The sequence below is a fragment of the Butyrivibrio sp. X503 genome, assembly GCF_003625475.1.
Classification (GTDB): domain Bacteria; phylum Bacillota; class Clostridia; order Lachnospirales; family Lachnospiraceae; genus Butyrivibrio.
The window spans coordinates 384,194-400,626 of sequence record NZ_RAIQ01000004.1; the positions used below are offsets into that span (position 1 = coordinate 384,194).

General features: G+C 42.1%; 21 protein-coding genes. 5 read left to right on the forward strand and 16 right to left on the reverse strand.

Going from position 1 to position 16,433, the window contains the following annotated elements; genetic code table 11:
• Positions 1 to 27: 27 nt before the first annotated feature.
• The 7 genes from araA to D6853_RS09850 form a co-directional block, all read right to left on the reverse strand.
• On the reverse strand, positions 28 to 1,524 hold the full coding sequence (gene araA, locus D6853_RS09820) for an L-arabinose isomerase (protein ID WP_120657823.1): 1,497 nt from the start codon (positions 1,522 to 1,524) through the stop codon (positions 28 to 30).
• 502 nt (positions 1,525 to 2,026) lie between these two features.
• The gene (locus D6853_RS09825) at positions 2,027 to 3,121 is read right to left on the reverse strand and encodes a GntR family transcriptional regulator (protein WP_120657824.1); all 1,095 of its coding nucleotides are present in this window, start codon (positions 3,119 to 3,121) and stop codon (positions 2,027 to 2,029) included.
• Entirely contained in the window at positions 3,102 to 4,226 is a 1,125-nt protein-coding gene (locus D6853_RS09830) for a hypothetical protein (protein ID WP_120657825.1), read from the reverse strand. Before D6853_RS09830 ends, D6853_RS09825 begins: the two co-directional genes overlap by 20 nt.
• Positions 4,227 to 4,229: 3 nt before the next feature.
• The gene (locus D6853_RS09835; protein ID WP_120657826.1) at positions 4,230 to 5,345 is read right to left on the reverse strand and encodes a hypothetical protein; all 1,116 of its coding nucleotides are present in this window, start codon (positions 5,343 to 5,345) and stop codon (positions 4,230 to 4,232) included.
• A 9-nt stretch (positions 5,346 to 5,354) separates the two neighbouring features.
• Complete coding sequence (locus tag D6853_RS09840; RefSeq protein ID WP_120657827.1) at positions 5,355 to 6,047, reverse strand: ABC transporter ATP-binding protein; 693 nt, start codon at positions 6,045 to 6,047, stop codon at positions 5,355 to 5,357.
• Positions 6,038 to 6,793, reverse strand: a complete 756-nt coding sequence (locus tag D6853_RS09845) for a hypothetical protein (RefSeq protein WP_120657828.1) — start codon at positions 6,791 to 6,793, stop codon at positions 6,038 to 6,040. The genes D6853_RS09840 and D6853_RS09845 overlap by 10 nt, the downstream gene beginning before the upstream one ends.
• Positions 6,790 to 7,242, reverse strand: coding sequence for an RNA polymerase sigma factor (locus D6853_RS09850; protein WP_120657829.1), 453 nt, complete (start codon positions 7,240 to 7,242; stop codon positions 6,790 to 6,792). The genes D6853_RS09845 and D6853_RS09850 overlap by 4 nt, the downstream gene beginning before the upstream one ends.
• A 267-nt stretch (positions 7,243 to 7,509) precedes the next feature.
• Here D6853_RS09850 and D6853_RS09855 point away from each other — a divergent pair, with 267 nt between their 5' ends.
• Both D6853_RS09855 and D6853_RS09860 read left to right on the forward strand, forming a co-directional pair.
• The gene (locus D6853_RS09855; RefSeq protein ID WP_120657830.1) at positions 7,510 to 8,058 is read left to right on the forward strand and encodes a hypothetical protein; all 549 of its coding nucleotides are present in this window, start codon (positions 7,510 to 7,512) and stop codon (positions 8,056 to 8,058) included.
• Between the two features lie 12 nt (positions 8,059 to 8,070).
• Positions 8,071 to 8,295: a helix-turn-helix domain-containing protein gene (locus tag D6853_RS09860; protein ID WP_120657831.1), complete on the forward strand. Its 225-nt coding sequence runs from the start codon at positions 8,071 to 8,073 to the stop codon at positions 8,293 to 8,295.
• A 70-nt stretch (positions 8,296 to 8,365) separates the two neighbouring features.
• On the opposite strand, the gene D6853_RS09865 is transcribed toward D6853_RS09860, so the two are convergent.
• From D6853_RS09865 to D6853_RS09885, 5 genes are all read right to left on the reverse strand, one after another.
• A complete protein-coding gene (locus D6853_RS09865; RefSeq protein ID WP_120657832.1) occupies positions 8,366 to 9,256 on the reverse strand; it encodes an alpha-hydroxy acid oxidase in 891 nt (296 codons plus the stop codon).
• A gap of 99 nt (positions 9,257 to 9,355) precedes the next feature.
• Positions 9,356 to 10,159: a hypothetical protein gene (locus D6853_RS09870; RefSeq protein WP_120657833.1), complete on the reverse strand. Its 804-nt coding sequence runs from the start codon at positions 10,157 to 10,159 to the stop codon at positions 9,356 to 9,358.
• Complete coding sequence (locus tag D6853_RS09875; RefSeq protein WP_120657834.1) at positions 10,152 to 10,655, reverse strand: RNA polymerase sigma factor; 504 nt, start codon at positions 10,653 to 10,655, stop codon at positions 10,152 to 10,154. The genes D6853_RS09870 and D6853_RS09875 overlap by 8 nt, the downstream gene beginning before the upstream one ends.
• 119 nt (positions 10,656 to 10,774) lie before the next feature.
• Positions 10,775 to 11,209 (reverse strand): DUF3021 domain-containing protein, encoded by a 435-nt coding sequence (locus tag D6853_RS09880; protein WP_120657835.1) that lies wholly within the window; start codon positions 11,207 to 11,209, stop codon positions 10,775 to 10,777.
• Between the two features lie 50 nt (positions 11,210 to 11,259).
• Positions 11,260 to 11,694, reverse strand: coding sequence for a LytTR family DNA-binding domain-containing protein (locus tag D6853_RS09885; RefSeq protein ID WP_120657836.1), 435 nt, complete (start codon positions 11,692 to 11,694; stop codon positions 11,260 to 11,262).
• 185 nt (positions 11,695 to 11,879) lie between these two features.
• Between D6853_RS09885 and D6853_RS09890 the strand changes: the two genes are divergently transcribed.
• The 3 genes from D6853_RS09890 (at position 11,880) to D6853_RS09900 (ending at position 13,267) form a co-directional block, all read left to right on the forward strand.
• Positions 11,880 to 12,164, forward strand: coding sequence for a hypothetical protein (locus D6853_RS09890; protein ID WP_120657837.1), 285 nt, complete (start codon positions 11,880 to 11,882; stop codon positions 12,162 to 12,164).
• A gap of 29 nt (positions 12,165 to 12,193) precedes the next feature.
• Positions 12,194 to 12,460, forward strand: a complete 267-nt coding sequence (locus tag D6853_RS09895) for a hypothetical protein (protein WP_207667217.1) — start codon at positions 12,194 to 12,196, stop codon at positions 12,458 to 12,460.
• A 105-nt stretch (positions 12,461 to 12,565) separates the two neighbouring features.
• Entirely contained in the window at positions 12,566 to 13,267 is a 702-nt protein-coding gene (locus D6853_RS09900; protein WP_120657839.1) for a hypothetical protein, read from the forward strand.
• 207 nt (positions 13,268 to 13,474) lie between these two features.
• On the opposite strand, the gene D6853_RS09905 is transcribed toward D6853_RS09900, so the two are convergent.
• From D6853_RS09905 to D6853_RS09920, 4 genes are read right to left on the reverse strand one after another with little or no spacing between them, the layout of a single operon-like run.
• Entirely contained in the window at positions 13,475 to 14,059 is a 585-nt protein-coding gene (locus D6853_RS09905) for a cytidylate kinase-like family protein (RefSeq protein ID WP_120657840.1), read from the reverse strand.
• 51 nt (positions 14,060 to 14,110) lie between these two features.
• On the reverse strand, positions 14,111 to 14,833 hold the full coding sequence (locus tag D6853_RS09910) for an amino acid ABC transporter ATP-binding protein (RefSeq protein WP_120657916.1): 723 nt from the start codon (positions 14,831 to 14,833) through the stop codon (positions 14,111 to 14,113).
• A 10-nt stretch (positions 14,834 to 14,843) separates the two neighbouring features.
• The gene (locus tag D6853_RS09915; protein ID WP_120657841.1) at positions 14,844 to 15,518 is read right to left on the reverse strand and encodes an amino acid ABC transporter permease; all 675 of its coding nucleotides are present in this window, start codon (positions 15,516 to 15,518) and stop codon (positions 14,844 to 14,846) included.
• A gap of 3 nt (positions 15,519 to 15,521) precedes the next feature.
• A complete protein-coding gene (locus D6853_RS09920; RefSeq protein ID WP_120657842.1) occupies positions 15,522 to 16,313 on the reverse strand; it encodes a transporter substrate-binding domain-containing protein in 792 nt (263 codons plus the stop codon).
• Positions 16,314 to 16,433 lie beyond the last annotated feature (120 nt).

The following is a 16,433-nucleotide window of genomic DNA, read 5'->3' on the forward strand; positions in this document are numbered from 1 at the left end:
ATAAAAGAGAATGTCATTAGCTGCTTTTTATCTGTAGAATACTTCTCCCAGCTTAAGGTCTTTCTTGAATGCGGGAATAGTCGTATTCTTGTCGATGATAACTGCTTCGATGTCCATCATCTCAGCCCAATCTGCCATCTGCTCAACCGTAAGGTCATATGAGAAAGCAGTGTGATGAGCTCCGCCTGCAAGGATCCAAGCCTCAGCACCGGTATAAAGATCCGGATAAGGTGTCCAGAAGTTGGTTGCTACGGGAAGATTAGGCATAGCCTTCTCTGTCTTTTTACACTCAACCTCGTTGATGATGAGACGGAATCTGTTGCCAAGATCGATAAGTGATGTGGCAACACCCTTTCCTTCCTTGGATGTGAATACAAGTCTTGCGGGATCTTCTCTGTTGCCCATTGAAAGAGGCTTAACCCTGATGCTGATAGGTCCTTCTGCGATAGTCGGGCAGATCTCAAGCATGTGAGCTTCGAGAATACCCTCTTTTCCTCTTACAAGGTTGTATGTATAATCCTCAAGCATTGAAGTACCCTTGGCGTTCTTCATGCCTGCAGTCATGATCTTCATAAGGCGAACCATGGCAGCAACCTTCCAGTCGCCCTCTGCACCGAAGCCGTAGCCTTTTTCCATAAGTCTCTGAATTGCAAGACCGGGAAGCTGGCCGAGTGCGCCGAGATCTCCGAAGTGAGTAACGATCGCCTGATAGTTCTTTTCCTCAAGAAATCTCTCAAAGCCAAGCTCGATCTGCGCCTGAACCGCAACGTGTTTCTTGAACTCTTCGGGATCTCTTCCGTCGAGAACGATCTGATATTTGTCATAGTACTCGTCGAGAAGTGCGTTCACGTCTGAAGCGCTTACTGCTGCTACGCTGTCTGCGATCTCGTTAACGGGATAAGTATCAACTTCCCAACCAAACTTGATCTGAGCCTCAACCTTATCGCCCTCTGTAACCGCAACGTTTCTCATGTTGTCGGCAACTCTCATAACTCTGATGTGGCTTGACTCCATGATACCTACGGCTGTTCTCATCCAGGAAGCGATTCTCTCTCGTACTTCGTTATCCTTCCAATATCCTGCGATGACTTTACGCTCAATTCTCATGCGGCTTACGATGTGTCCGTACTCTCTGTCGCCGTGAGCAGCCTGGTTCTCGTTCATGAAATCCATGTCGATCGTATCGTAAGGAATTTCCTCATTGTACTGCGTGTGCAGGTGCAAAAGAGGTTTTCTAAACTCCTGAAGTCCGAGTATCCAGGACTTTGCAGGTGAAAATGTGTGCATCCATGTAATGACACCCGCGCAGGCCTCATCTGCATTGGCCTCGTTAAAGGTCTGTCTTATCAGCTGATTGGTGATAAGTACAGGTTTCCATACAACTTCGTAAGGGAGAATTCCCGATTTGTTGAGCTCGTCCACAATCTCTTTAGAGTGCTCTGCAACGTGCTTTAAAACCTCATCCCCATACAGGTCCTGAGAGCCTGTACAAAACCAAAACTTGTACGCTTTTGTCTGAATCATTCTATAACCCTCCTTAAAACATTAATACCCCATGTATCGCTATTTTTCCCTTCTCTAAAAAAGCCGATACATTTACATGCTTTCATTTTCAAACTTGTACGTACGAGTGGTCAAGTTGTAGGTAATAAAGAAAAAAAGCGGTCAATACAAAGCAAGATTTCGCCTCCTCGGCATGCATATCAAGTTTTTCACTCCATATACATGCTTATTTTTCAGGTTTTTTCGATATTTCAAACACATTACAGGTATTTTTTAAGAGTTGACGACATGCCATATGGGCAAAATCCTAGATATACATGCTTTTTTGCATTTTTCCGGCATGCCTACAGACAAAAAAGCTTGATAGACATGTCTGTTGTCGATATTACGTTTATTTTTTGCAATCATCTGCCATTCCTAACACTTATGCAATCATCTGCCAGATTATCTTTTTTATTGCTTTCGTTCCACAAAAAAGCAAGCCCGGCGAGCATCTGGCTCCACCGGACTCGGTCTTTAAAAATTATCTTTTTATACATGAATTGCCGATCACGAGCTCGGGCTCGACGACAATTCTTTTTTCCACTTCTTCGCCTCGGATCATCTTAAGCAGCATCTGTGCGGCGATCTTGCCTAGCTCCTGCTGCGGATGAACGATCGTAGTAAGCGTTATGTCGGTGTTTGCAGCCGTTTGCGAGTTGTCATATCCCGTTACGGATATATCCTGCGGGACCTTTAGGCCCAGCTCGCGGATTGCCTTTATCAGATGAAACGCTATCTGGTCGTTGTACGCGACGATCGCATCAACCTTTTTTCCGCTCTTTATCATCTTCTGAAGATTTGTGTACGGATGAACCGCGCGGTCCTCAGTGTAGAACCAGATGACATTCTCGGGGTCGTAGGTAAGTCCCGCATTGGCAAGCGCCTTGGCATAGCCCTTGTGCCTGTTCTGCCCCTGCGTATCATCGCTCTTGAAAACGCCGATGATGTTCTTGTGCCCTTGGCTTATCAGATATCCCGTCAAAAGATATGCACCCTTTTCGTCATCCATGATAACGTGAGGCTTATCCTCCATTACCGAATACGCACCCTGGATAAAGATATAAGGAATGCCGTATTTATCAAGCTTGTCATAGAGATATTTGTGCTTGCAAAAGACATTGCTCTTACTTGGTTCAACTATGATACCGTCTATATTTTTCTCAATAAGCTCCTCAAGACACTTGATCTCGCGAGTCCTTGAGTTATTCGTATTCTTAAGCACAATGCTGTAGCCGTTTTCAGAAAGGACAGAATCAATTCCGCTTATAACCTTTGGAAAAATATAATCCGAAAGATAGGTCATCACAACCGCGATGTCCTTGGAATCCTTCTTAAACCTCGATGCGTCTGAGCAGTACGTTCCGCTGCCCTGAACCGCATAGACAAAGCCCTCATTTACAAGATCCGAAATAGCCTTCCTGACAGTCTGACGACTTACGCCATACTGCTTGGAAAGTACATTCTCGGAAGGCATCTTTTCCCCGGGCTTTATCTTCTCCTCAAGGATAAGTGCCTTAAGCTCTTCTTCTATCTGATTATATTTAAGTGACCCTGATCTATCTCTCTTGTCTGTCATAAATGAATCTTCCCGCCGCTATAAAGATGATGGCAAATAGGATATACATAAACGGTGCAAAATCCCAAGCTGTAAAATATCTTCCAAACAGCTTCACCAATCTGTATTCGTATACTATTCTATCATCAATCAGCGTATGTGGGAGCCATTGAATAAATTGTTGTGCTGCTCTCATTTTAAACGGAAGCGTTGATGCAAGGATCACATTAACAAACCACACTCCAAGGGATACTCCCATTACCGCCAATGCATTTTTTAATGTCTGTGACAAAAAGAGTGTAAATGCAGCTATCAGAACACTTCCCGTCATAATAAGTTTGGTCAGCATCCACAAATGCTCTTTTAACGTAAGACTGACGGATGTATATGCGTAATTATAATTTACGGGAAGATCAAGATAGTATGTGCCCCATCTGATAAAGAAATAGCCCAAAAATGAAGCTACTATCACCGCCGTTCCAACGATCGCAAAGCTCATACCCGCAAGTACTTTGGCGTAATACGTCCTCTTATCGCCGTTCTTACTAGCTCTTACAATAGGATCGGTTTTGTTTTGATGCTCTGCGGCAAATACAGCCGCAAGTCCCATGGGGATCAGGAAAAGAAATATCACGATCCTCAGATCGCAAAGCCCCAAAGTTATTCCGAATGAATAGAGCGGATCGTACCATGTACCCGGATAGTCTATATTATCCTGTTTTTTCTCCCAGTATTCACATTCTCCGGAGGTTAAAAGGCTCATTTCCTTTGCTTCCTGAATACTGTCATTTCTGTCTTTTTCCAGAGCATCCACAGTAAGATTATTAATATCCCCTTTGCTTCGAGCCCAGGAAACAAGGTTCTCATAGGTTGGATCGACCTTATCCCACTCTCCGTATTCGTTTATATTTTCTTTTATCTCTTCAAGGAGACTGTCATCGATCACTCTTCCTTCTATCTTCTTGAACTGCTCTCTTTCCTTGGCAGTAGCATTTCCCGAGATTTCTCCCTCTCCGACAACAAAGGTTGCTATCACCATGATCAGAAAGGTGATCATGGCAACTTTATTCTTAAGTATCTTTTTTAACTCAAAAAGATACAACGTTCCAAAATAGTTGTTTCTCATAATTTATCTCTCTTGCCTTCCATAAACAATTCTTCCAAGCGTTAAAAACAATATCCCCAATAAAATGTACATGACAGGTGCATAATCAAATATTGTAAAATATCTTCCGAAGATATTGACCAAACGGTATTCTTTTCCAATATCGGTAGCGACTACCATGTAGGGCAACGAGCTTATAAACTGCGATAAGGGACGGAACTTAACTACTACATTAAGAAGAGCACACAAAAACCAAAAACCAAACATCGCGCCCAGTACAGCAAATGCATTTTTAAATGTCTGAGATAAAAACATAGTCATTGTCGATAACATAACGCAGGATGCGATCATGATCATAACCATCCTTATAAGCAGTTCTTTTGCTGTCATATCGATAAGCAAAAAAGGATCCACCAATAGTGTCGATATACCAAGACAATCTGTTCCGTATCTGATAGCCATATAAGCCAACGCGATACCGATCACAAATAACATGCTTACTACTGCGTATGTTATTCCTGCGAGCATCTTGGCATAATAAGTTCTCTTATCGCCGAACTTACTTGCCCTTATCAAAGGATCGGTTTTATGCTGATACTCCATGGCAAATACAACCGCAACGCCCATTGGGAGCAGAAAAAGAATGGCGAATAAAAACAAATTGCTCGTTGCATGAATATATCCTTTGGCATCCATGTTATCGTGCCACACCCCGGGAAAATCAACGTCGCTTTTTTCTTTCCAGTATTGAAGCTCTCCTTCAGAAAGCTTTTCATCAAGCATATATTGCTCTATTACTGAATCTCTGACCTGTGAAAGTTTGTAAACGGTCAGATCTTCGGGAATAACAGTTCCCCAGATCCAAGCAACCCACCGGTTCAGATTTCTGTATGTATGCGGCGATTCATTTTCACCTTCCGGATTATCCACCATTTCCTTTATAAGAGTATCATCTATTGTTCTGCCTTCTATCTTACCCAGTTCATTCTGAGCATATATATCCGCATTATCCCCCATCTCGCTTTCGACATTGATAAAGCCCACTATGAGCAGGATAAAAAACGTGATCACTGCAACTTTGGATTTTAGTATTTTCTTTAATTCAAAAAGATACAAGGTCCCAAAACATTTATTTTTCATACCCTTCTCCTACTCCTCTATCTTCTCAAGATAAAAATCTTCGAGTTTGCCATCCATACCTTTACCGTCTCCCTGCCAGATGATCTGTCCCGACCTCATAATGAGAATCCTGTCGGCGATATCCTCCACATCTGAAACAATGTGGGTGGAAAGAAGCACAACTGTGGTCTTTCCAAGTTCCTCAATAAGCTTCCTAAAGCGCACTCTCTCTTTTGGATCAAGGCCTACTGTGGGCTCGTCCAATACAAGGAGCTCAGGTCTGTTTATAAGAGCCTGGGCAATGCCGAGACGTCTTTTCATACCGCCGGAGTACTTTCCGATCTTCTTTTTTGCATCTTCTTTGAGTCCCACGATCTCAAGGAGTTCCTCTGTTCTTGCCTTGGCAGCCTTCTTATCAAGGCCCTTAAGGGCGCAGAAATACATAAGGAACTCTCTTCCGGTGAACTCGGGATAATAACCGAATTCCTGCGGAAGATATCCAAGGATATTCCTGTATTCTTCGGTGTTAACGGAAGCGTTGTCGTAGCGCACCTCTCCGCTTGTGGGCGCTAAGATACCACATATCATCCTCATAAGCGTGGTCTTTCCTGCGCCGTTCTCACCAAGAAGCCCCGTTACGCCTTTTTCCAATTTGAAATCAAGTCTGTCCACAGCGATCTTGTTCTTAAACTGCTTAGTCAGCCTATCTACTTTTAATTCCATGCATAATCCTCCATATTGCTAAATTTCTTTAATTCAAAAGCCTGTACCGCAACAAGTGCTACAAATATGATCAAAAGAGCTCTCACACTCAGCGTCAAAAAGCTCAGATCTCCAACTTCGAAGTGCACAAGTGCTGTGACCAAAAAGACCGGTATCAAAAATGAAAATGCACTTCTTCTGGCCCATTCAAATCTCTCAATCTCCATGCAAAGGATCATGGTCAAAAGATAAGGTATAAGAATCACCAGCGCTCCTCTAACAATATCAACACCTACAGTCACTTTCATAAGCACTGCTATAAACATCATGGGCAGGAAATTTATCAGGCCCACAACTGCCAGTCTGGCAAAAAGAGCTCTTTTACCGGAAATAACCGTAACCTGCTCAAGCTCATAGACTCCGTGAAGCTGCGCCTTAAAAGCTTCGATCATACCAAGAGCAGAAATAAACGGCATGAAAAAAGAAGCAGTATTAAGTACGCTTAAAGCTCGTTCATCTGCAGTGTATCCCACATTTAACATATCTCTCATCTTCAGCATGATATCTAAAGCTACAAATGCTATCAAAATGAGCATTGCGATCCACACTCTTTTCCTGATGAATCCTGCCTGCTGCATGAGTAGCCTTGGGGCACTCACATGGGGTATTTCTTTTGATCTGTGCTCTCTTATAAAAGCATCCTTCTTTAGATAGTCCGGGGGCGTAACATTGTCTTGGAGCAGCTTTTTAAGTTCTTTATCTCTCATACAATTTCCCCTTTCTCAAGATAACTTTTTAATTTCTTCTTGGCGGTTTCAAGCTTTCTGTGTGCCGCAAACCTCGATATTCCCATGATCTTGCAGATCTCGGAATAAGGCTCCTGATTCAAAAGACGAAGCTCCACGATCTCACTCTCGTCATCGCTCAGTCTTTTCATAGCCTCTTCAAGCCTTAGCTTCTCAAGGGTCTTATTCTCGAAGTCCGAACCGTCGTCCATATCTTCATCCGGCAGCGTGGTCTCTTTTTTCTTCTTGTACTCATCAATACAGAGATTCCTTGCAATGGTATAAAGATATCTCTCCGGCTCTTTTGCCTCCTGTAAACTGCCTATGTAACGAAGGAAAGTTTCCTGGGTGAGGTCTTCCGCCAGGGTTTTGCTGTTTACTTTGTAGTAGCAATAGCGGTAAATTTTGTCGTAGTATTTTTCGATATCCATGGATAACCCCTATTTTTCTCCCTTCGTAATGATAGACGTTTAAGGCCCATAAAATGTGCGCTTATTTATATAAAAAAATTTTTTTGAAAAAAGTGTTGACACGTCTTTCGAACGTGTGATATAAAATATTTAATGACAAACATTAAATATTTAATGAAAACAAATTAAAAAGCAACGAAAAACATTTATGTGAAATCTTCATCCGGGAAAGATGAAAAAACAAATCACTAAACAACATTACATTAACACACAACGGAGGATATCGACATGAAAAAAACAAAATTACGCGAAGCAACTACAGTACTTGCCAAGATTCTTGAGCTGTTCACATTCGCCGTCGTAGGTATGACGACCAGTACACTAATCACTCTTGCTATATTGCTTGCTACGGGACATTTAAATCAGCAGATGTTTAATGATGTATTTTCCAACGCTCAGCTTAACTTCGCAGGTTCTCAGGCACTTATGAAAAACGGACAATTCTATTTCCCGGGATTCTTTCTTTACTTTGGAATAATGGTAGTACAGGCATTTTTTGCAGGATTGATTTTCCAAAACATTGGCAAGATCTTTTCGTTTAAAGCAGGATCACCTTTCTCCGCTGAGAACGTTAAGAGGATCAGAAACATCGGTTACTTTGCACTTGCTCTTCCAATTGTAAAGATTGTACTCCCTTTATTGGGATTGATCTTTGGTGCCAACGCACTCATGGGTGTCAGTGCATATGAATTCCTCTTTGCTCTTGTTGCTCTCAGCCTTTCTCAGTACTTTGCATACGGTGCAGAGCTTGAGAAAGATGTAGACGGATTACTTTAAGGAGGGGAATATATGGGAAGAATCGTACTTGAACTTGATGTAATGATGGCAAGGCGTCACGTATCTCTTAATGACCTTGCGGACAAGGTCGGAATTGCCAACGTTAATCTGTCCAAGATTAAAAATAATAAAGTAAATGCGATCCGCTTCGGAACTCTTGCAGGTATCTGCGAAGCGCTTGAATGCGAGCCGGGTGACATACTTAAATACGATCCGGAAGGAGAAAACGAAGATTGAATTTACATAAAAGATCCCTCAGCCAACGAATGGTTGAGGGATTTCTTGTTTTATAGATTTGTACAAATGATCAGAGTGTTGTGATCAGCCTGTATTTCTTGATATCCGCAATGGACTTGCACCCTGTGAATGCCATTGTCTTTTTTAGCTCTGCTTCAGCTTTTTTAAGATAATCGCATACGCCCTGTGCTCCGTTATCTTTTATCGCTGTCATAAGAGGTCTTCCGATGCAGACAGCGTCTGCTCCGAGAGCGATCGCTTTAAACGCATCCATTCCTGTTTTGATCTCGCAGTCTACGAAAATAGGGATCGTATTATCAATCTCTTTTGCAATCTCCGGAAGGATCTTAAGCGGAGGAACCGCGTACTCTATGCGGTTATTGTGATGTGATATCACAATGCCTCTTGCGCCGGCCTTAAGTGCTTCCTCTGTATCGTAGAGACTGAGCACGCCTTTTACTATAACGGGAAGATCGGTGCTGCCGCAAATATCCGTAAGCTCAGCAGTAGTCAGCGGCGCCATGGTATATCCGCTCACTTCGTCGGGACCGCCGTCCGGAGAAAAAGCGTGATCGATATCAATACCGACCGCGAGCACTCCTTTTTCTTTTGCATGCTCAAGCTTTTTATAAATGATATTCCTGTCGGCGTAAGGCTTTATCACTTCGATCAAAGATCCGCCGCACGATAGGATCATCTCTATCTCTTCTTCGTCCGCCATCCCGTACCATGTAAGAAGACCCGAATCCGCCGCGCCTTTCGCAAACTCTTTTGCCGCGCCCTCAAACATGAAATGATCAAGATGAGAAAGCGCCGCCGTCATGATCGGAGACGGAAACTCTTTTCCATATAGTTCAAAAGACGGATCGGGATAATCCGCGTTCATGAATCTAGTCTGTATGAGAAGCGAATCCAGATATTTCCTGGTTATTATGTTTGAATTTCCTGCGTTTTCTGCCATAATTATTCCCCTTTGTAATTAATTCTTTTTTATAGTATAAGGCAGGAAACATATATTTTTCATTTCATTTTTTGTTTTGGTTATTTCATTTTTTGTGGCTTATCGAGACTTTATTATTTCCTCCGCCATATCCATCAACTCGTCCGAAGTGATGACATTATCGAATGTTCCCATAACATAGATCACATTGTCCATTTCAAAAACAATATTCGAAGAAAAACTGGTCTCTCGTTCATCGGAACCATAGCTTATAAAGAAATGATCGTCCTCTTCTTCTCTTTTCATTTCCTCTTCGGTGGGGGTTGAATCTTTTGAAACCGGCAAAAACAGATATTCATCATAGCTGTAGTAAATGTTTATGCCATCAACCGTGCGCATCTCGTTTGCCCTCTTAGCATCCAAAGAATCTTCCGTCAGATGACCGTCATTTATAACCGGGTTCATCGCCACATAGATATGCGGGTCACCTTCACGCGTATAATTTATAAACAATTCTTTGTATTTATCGATTGCATTTCCCTCTTCATCCTGGGTCTGACAATTTTCTATCTCCATAATGTCAAAAGAATAACCGTTACTAAAAGTTTCAACTGCAGGCGCATTTATCCCGACTTTTTCTTCAAGCTCATCTAATTTTCCAAAATCGGATGTCCTTGAAAAATAGTCATTACCGCTGACAACCATTACCGCTTTCCCCGCAGCAAATGCGGTCCCTCCAAGAACACAGATACATGCTGCAGTCAATGCAACTATTTTTTTGATATTAAGTTTTGCTCTCATTCGGCCTCCGTTCTTTTCATTCACAGCTTCCCCAAGCTTATGAATCAAATTCTCTTTCTGATTTTCCGAAAAGCGAAGGTCTTTCATGGAGTTTTTATAAGAATCAAAGATATATTCATTCATATATTTCACCTGCCTTTTCACCATATGCAGCATCCGCGGTGAGATTTCTTTTTAGCTCTGCTCTTCCTCTCGATAAATATTTAGATACGGCAAGAGCTGATTTTCCCATGATTCCCGCGATCTCTTTTACCGAATATCCCTCGTAGTAGTGAAGGTAAATACTTATTCGATAATTGACAGGAAGTTTCTTTATCTCATCTATTATTTCAGAAGATGGCGCCGCCGGAGCTTCTTTTTCAGCGATGGTATCAAGAGCGACCGTCTTTTTGAAAAAAGCGCTTTTTCTAAGGTCGTGACACGCATTGATTGTAGTTCTTATGATCCATGCCTTTTCATGTTCCATAGTTTCAAAAGACTTTCCGCAGGATATATACTTTAGAAGCACCGTCTGGCAGATATCTTCCGAATCGTATGTATGTTGCAGGTAGCTGTAGCTTATCCGAAGTATCATATCCGAATACATCTCAACAACCCGCTTTATCTCCCTTTCTTCCATGTAAAACGCTCCCCTTTTCAAATAATGAGGAAATACCGAACCGGCCGGTATTTCCTCAGAAGGCCCTTCTATCTATAATACGATTCAAAGCTTGATAATCGGACAGATGAAATAATTATTTATTTTAATTCCTGTATTCTCTCATTCATTCTTTTGGCTTCTTGGCGGTAGTGGATCATAAATATAAACCAGATAAAAAACGTTACGAATATCTGCCCAAGTACAATGCAGATTGTCATTACGGGTGAGCTGCCATCGCCCATCCAGCCTTCGTTTGCTGCAACGATAAAGTATATGATGAGTCCGATTCCCATGTGGATAATAACTTTCATCGGCATCGGAAGCTTATCAGATGAATAGACTACGGTTGGTGCTCCAAAGCCGATTCCGATGATAAGTGCTCCGATAACCATCTTGGTAAATGTGTAACCACGAAGCACGAAATCTCCGCCGTAACCGATATCAAACGCGGCTGCGGTTAAACAGAACATTGTATATGAAATTCCTATTGCAATAAGTGTATTTTTGATCATGACTTTAATTGTTTCTTTCATGACGATTCCTCCTTACTAATATCCGGCAGATTCCGGTCTATAACATCTTCTTACAGTCCCAGATACTTCTTGAACTCAGGTAAATATTTTCTGGAAACATAATCCTTTGATCCGTTTTTAAGCTTAAGAAGTAAAGTTCCGCTAAAGCCCGGTTCAATGCTGTCCATGTATGAAAGGTTTATAAGCGTGGACTTTGAGATCTGCATGAACTTATTCCCCAGCTGGCTCGCTAGTTCATATAATCTCTTTGGTGAACGGAATGATCTCTTTTCACCGTAAATAACGGTATCTCCGTTCTCGACACGAACCATAAAGATATCTTCGGGCTTAAGTACAACAAGCTCTTCCCCTGCGCGCGCCGTCACGGGAACCGCCTCTGTACTTAGCATATCAACAATTCTGCTGATATCCTCCGTCATCTTATCTGTATGGATTTCTGCATATGCTTCATGAACTTCAGGTGATATTATTACGTTTACTTTCATACGCTTCCCCTTTCATGATTCCATCATACAACAGCATATGATTCCTGTCTTTGGATTTGCGGTAAGTGGCAAAAAAAGGTGGGTGAAATGCAGAAGTGAGTGCTTGATTAGGCACATCAAATTATGTTAGGATGCAAATAATTGTTATGTAAATGGCGACGCAATAAAGGAAACAGAGAAAACGAATGAACAAGAAAACACTGATAGCAATAGATATATTTTTATGGTCAGCAGTAATACTACCTATCATAAAGCTTTTTATGATTTGTGCAAAAGCATACTATTCAGGCGCAAAGCCCAGCTTTAATGAAGGTCCCGTATACTATGGGATGGAAGGCTTTAAGATGATGTTTTGGATGATGATGTTTTATGGCTTTTCTTATGTAATTGTATGGGTATTAGTATTCCTTGTAACCGTATTTTTTACTATCTATATGATTCTGCGTATAAAAAAGCAAAATAGATTATAAGAAGAATGAATAAGCAAAAGAAAAATATAATGATCGGAATAGCGGTTTTTTTATGGGTGTTCGTACTTTTGCCTTGTATGGTTTGGGCCTGTGATCTATTTGATGTTTATTTCAATGGCGCCTATTTGGGTTATGGTTTTTTTGATGAACGAACATTCTATATTGGATGGAGTGCCGTGAAAATGGAAGCCGAAAATATTAAGGTATGGGGCGGAGGCCTTCTGTGGTTTTATTATTCCCTATTCACTCTTTTATACACAGTATTTCTAATTATTAAAATCAAAAAGAATAAATAGTAATGGAAATATATGAGTTTATTTTTGTCCTCGAAAGGCATATAATTGGTAGTTGTTGTCGCAGGATACTGCACCGACAAAACATCTAAGGGAGGACATAATAAAATGAAAAAAAGATTATTGGCAATGGCTATAGTAGCCATTATGGTAACAGGATGTGGTGAAAACGCAAATACTGACAATGTAAACGAGCAAGCATCCGCTACAGAACAGTCATCGATAGAGGCTGCCGCTGCTGAACAGACATCGGAGGATGCTGCCGCCATTGAACAGACTTCAGAAGATGCTTCTGCTACAGAGCAGACATCGGAGGACGCAGCTGCCACTGCTCAGACATCTGAAGTAGCTTCTGCCACAGAACAGGCATCGAAAGAAACTGCCGCTACAGAGCAAGCGTCAAAAGAGGCTGCTGCAGAGCAGCCCGCTCAGGATAATGCAAAAGAAGAATCTAAACAAGCAACTGCAAATCTAAAAGACGGAACCTATACAACAAATCTTGTTTCCGAGCCATTCCCATATTCCCCGGGTTATGTAAAGAGTGTCTCAGTTACCGATAATGCGGTCATAATTGAAGGTGATGTGTACCAGTACGACGATAATTGGAATACGATAGATTTGGGAACCAATACATACACACTTCCGATCGATGCAAACACACAGTACCTTTCAAGTGGTGGTGAGGAAGCTGCCAAGCATATGAGCAAGGAAGACTTCGCAAGCAAATTCCCCCAAATTATCGGTTCCGGATTGGGACTTGGAATTAAGATTGAAAACGGCGTTGTTGTTTCATTTGATATTTTCTCATAAATAGTGCTTGGGATTGACTCAAATATGCAGTTCTCGCACGAGAAGTATGATTTTCAAATCGAATAAAACCCGGGAATGCTGACTTCCATGAGCAACGTCGAAAGGAAGCATTCCCGGGTTTTTGAGATTATGAAAATCACTGCGAGGAGAAAACAAATATTTTGGGAAAACACATAATAAGCTCCGCCGCAGTAATCGCAGGTTCTATCATTTAGCGGCTTCACAGATGATATCGATGCACTTCTCAACGCCGAGCGTCGAGCTCTTGAGGCACAGATCGTAGTAGTCAGCCTGGCCGAACTCGGTGTTGGTGTAGTACGTGCAGTACTTGCGCCTCGTTCTGTCGACCTCTTTCATCTTCTCGAGAATCTGCTCCTCTGTATAATCAGGCATCTTCTCCTTCATGTGCTGAAGTCTGAAATACTCCGTCGCAGAAATGAATACATGAAGAGTCTTGTCGTACTCCTGCAAGATCATGTTGGCGTTACGACCAACTATGACACAATTACCTTTCTCGGCGACCTTCCTGATAGCTTCTCTCTGAGCTGCAAAAAGCTTTTCATTAAGAGGCTTGTTGTAGAAATCAAAAAGACTCTGCCCGAAACCGAATTCCCTCGGAACCTTTTCATCAAATTTTCTGATCTCCTCAGGTGAAAGAGAACCCGATTCCCTGGCTGCGCTAAGGATAAGGTCTTTATCAAAATAATAAAATCCAAGTCTGTCGGCTACCGCTCTTCCGATGGTTCCGCCGCATGAACCGAACTCTCTGCTGATAGTAATAATGTTTTTCATGGCATTACCTCCTCTATAAACTCATGTTTATATCCGGATAGATCCTGCTCCTTATAAAACCTTATTAAGGAAATCAATTGTACGTGCTTCTTTTGGATTAAGAAGTACTTCCTGTGGTGTTCCCTCTTCTATTATATACCCACCGTCCATAAAAATAACTCTGTCGGCGACTTCTCTTGCAAATCCCATCTCGTGGGTAACAATAACCATTGTCATACCCTCGGCCGCAAGTTCTTTCATAACCGCAAGAACTTCACCGACCATCTCGGGGTCAAGAGCAGATGTAGGCTCGTCAAAGAGCATAATATCGGGATTCATGCAAAGAGCTCTCGCAATGGCAACTCTCTGCTTTTGTCCGCCGGAAAGCTGGCTGGGATAGCTCTTTTCCTTATCGGCAAGACCAACCTTCTTAAGCATATCCTTTGCTCTCTTCAGAGCTTCTTCCTTGCTGCATTTTCCGAGCATTACGGGTGCGAGCATAAGGTTGTCGATGATATTCATATTGTTGAAAAGATTAAAGTGCTGGAATACCATTCCGATATTCTCTCTAACCTTGTTGATATCAACCTTCTTAGATGTGATTTCTTTTTCATCGATAACAATCTTACCGTCTGTTACGGTCTCAAGCTTATTTAGGCATCTTAGGAAAGTAGATTTACCCGAGCCCGAAGGGCCGATAACTACAACAACTTCACCCTTATAAACTTCTGTAGAAATGTCTTTTAACACTTCAAGACTTCCGAAGCACTTCTTTAAGTGCTCAACATTTATCATAGTAATATCTTTATTCGCGGCCAACGTTCAATCTCCTTTCCACAACCTTCGCACTTCTTGAAAGGACAGTGATCACAATAAGATACATAATGCCGACGATTGCCCATGTCTGGAAAGACATGAAGGTATTGGCCTGCACGTTCTTGGCTGTATTAACAAGCTCCGGGAATCCGATAACAGAAAGGATCGATGTATCTTTCAAAGTGATTATGAACTGGTTGATAAAGGTAGGGATCATGGTCTTGATTGCCTGAGGAAGCACAACCTTTCTCATTGCCTGAGAATAAGAAAGACCAAGTGATCTTGCAGCCTCCATCTGACCGGGATCAACGGAAAGGATACCCGCTCTTATGATCTCAGCCATATAAGCTCCGCAGTTAAGCGCAAGGCAGATAGTTCCTGCGTGGAGCGCTGGAAGCGAAACATTAAAACCACCTATTATCGTATTGAAAAAGTAAGGCATTCCAAAGTAAACAAAGAACGCCAATACGATCATCGGAACGCCTCTTATGACGTCAACAAAGATCTGAGCGATGACATTGCACACTCTGTTCTTAATAACGCCGAGAATTCCGAAGATCAGTCCAATGATACAAGCAAAAAACAGGCCTAATAATGCCAGAAGCAGCGTTCTTCCGAGCGCTTCCAATAACATACCGCCATAAACAGTAATAATTCTAAACATAGATCAGTCTCCGAGATATTTGGCAAGAATTTCATCGTACTTGCCGTTTGCTTTGATGTTTGCAAGTCCTGCATTGAACTTGTCGATAAGTTCCTGGCTGTCCTTGGTAAATACAGCAAAGCCATACTCTGCGGGCTCATTTTCCGATCCGTCAACAAGCTTCATGGCGATGCCGGAATCCTTGATCGTAGCTGCCATGATCGGTGTATCATCAAAGCAAGCCGCAACCTGTCCGCCTGTAACTGCCTGATAAACTGTCGGTGAATCCTCAAAATATGTAACAGTAAAGTTATATTGCTTAGCAAGCTCCTCTGCATAAGTAGCTGACATTGTACCTGTCTTAACGGCTACTGATGCACCTGCAAGATCCTCAAATCCCTTGATATCCGAATCTGCTGCCACAGCCATGCTCTGAGTTGCATCAAAGTATCCGTTTGAGAATATCCAACCGGAAGCCTTACGCTCATCCGTGATTGAAGCGCCTGCGATCATTCCGTCTGCCTGTCCTGCCTGGCATGCTGCGATTGAAGCATCCCATCCAAGTGATTTAAGCTCATATTTAAAGCCCTGATCCTCAGCAACTGCTGCAAGAATATCTACGTCGATTCCAACGAAGTTACCCTTGTCATCTGTGTATTCAAAAGGCTTAAATACTGTATCTGTTGCGATAACCCACACCTTACCGTCAGCTGCCCCCGCATTGTCGCCGGTAGATGCGCTCTGTGTATTTCCGCAAGCCACAGCGAGTACTGCCATAGCCGCAGTCATGAATAATGCCAAAACCTTTTTCTTCATTCCCATTTCTCCTTTATTACACTAATGTACTAACTTACATTCCTTAATTATAAACGAAAACCAAGCGAATGCAAAACAATGTTTGCGATTTGCTTGGTTTAAAATTATGCATATATTTTA

Coding starts and splice junctions, on each gene's coding strand:
- D6853_RS09855 (WP_120657830.1), top strand. CDS start 7,510: ATGAAAAAAACAAAATTACGCGAAGCAACTACAGTACTTGCCAAGATT.
- D6853_RS09835 (WP_120657826.1), bottom strand. CDS start 5,345: ATGAAAAATAAATGTTTTGGGACCTTGTATCTTTTTGAATTAAAGAAA.
- D6853_RS09830 (WP_120657825.1), bottom strand. CDS start 4,226: ATGAGAAACAACTATTTTGGAACGTTGTATCTTTTTGAGTTAAAAAAG.
- D6853_RS09875 (WP_120657834.1), bottom strand. CDS start 10,655: ATGGAAGAAAGGGAGATAAAGCGGGTTGTTGAGATGTATTCGGATATG.
- D6853_RS09880 (WP_120657835.1), bottom strand. CDS start 11,209: ATGAAAGAAACAATTAAAGTCATGATCAAAAATACACTTATTGCAATA.
- D6853_RS09840 (WP_120657827.1), bottom strand. CDS start 6,047: ATGGAATTAAAAGTAGATAGGCTGACTAAGCAGTTTAAGAACAAGATC.
- D6853_RS09905 (WP_120657840.1), bottom strand. CDS start 14,059: ATGAAAAACATTATTACTATCAGCAGAGAGTTCGGTTCATGCGGCGGA.
- D6853_RS09885 (WP_120657836.1), bottom strand. CDS start 11,694: ATGAAAGTAAACGTAATAATATCACCTGAAGTTCATGAAGCATATGCA.
- D6853_RS09915 (WP_120657841.1), bottom strand. CDS start 15,518: ATGTTTAGAATTATTACTGTTTATGGCGGTATGTTATTGGAAGCGCTC.
- D6853_RS09895 (WP_207667217.1), top strand. CDS start 12,194: ATGATCGGAATAGCGGTTTTTTTATGGGTGTTCGTACTTTTGCCTTGT.
- D6853_RS09845 (WP_120657828.1), bottom strand. CDS start 6,793: ATGAGAGATAAAGAACTTAAAAAGCTGCTCCAAGACAATGTTACGCCC.
- D6853_RS09920 (WP_120657842.1), bottom strand. CDS start 16,313: ATGAAGAAAAAGGTTTTGGCATTATTCATGACTGCGGCTATGGCAGTA.
- D6853_RS09890 (WP_120657837.1), top strand. CDS start 11,880: ATGAACAAGAAAACACTGATAGCAATAGATATATTTTTATGGTCAGCA.
- D6853_RS09850 (WP_120657829.1), bottom strand. CDS start 7,242: ATGGATATCGAAAAATACTACGACAAAATTTACCGCTATTGCTACTAC.
- D6853_RS09860 (WP_120657831.1), top strand. CDS start 8,071: ATGGGAAGAATCGTACTTGAACTTGATGTAATGATGGCAAGGCGTCAC.
- D6853_RS09900 (WP_120657839.1), top strand. CDS start 12,566: ATGAAAAAAAGATTATTGGCAATGGCTATAGTAGCCATTATGGTAACA.
- D6853_RS09870 (WP_120657833.1), bottom strand. CDS start 10,159: ATGAATGAATATATCTTTGATTCTTATAAAAACTCCATGAAAGACCTT.
- D6853_RS09865 (WP_120657832.1), bottom strand. CDS start 9,256: ATGGCAGAAAACGCAGGAAATTCAAACATAATAACCAGGAAATATCTG.
- D6853_RS09910 (WP_120657916.1), bottom strand. CDS start 14,833: ATGATAAATGTTGAGCACTTAAAGAAGTGCTTCGGAAGTCTTGAAGTG.
- D6853_RS09825 (WP_120657824.1), bottom strand. CDS start 3,121: ATGACAGACAAGAGAGATAGATCAGGGTCACTTAAATATAATCAGATA.
- araA (WP_120657823.1), bottom strand. CDS start 1,524: ATGATTCAGACAAAAGCGTACAAGTTTTGGTTTTGTACAGGCTCTCAG.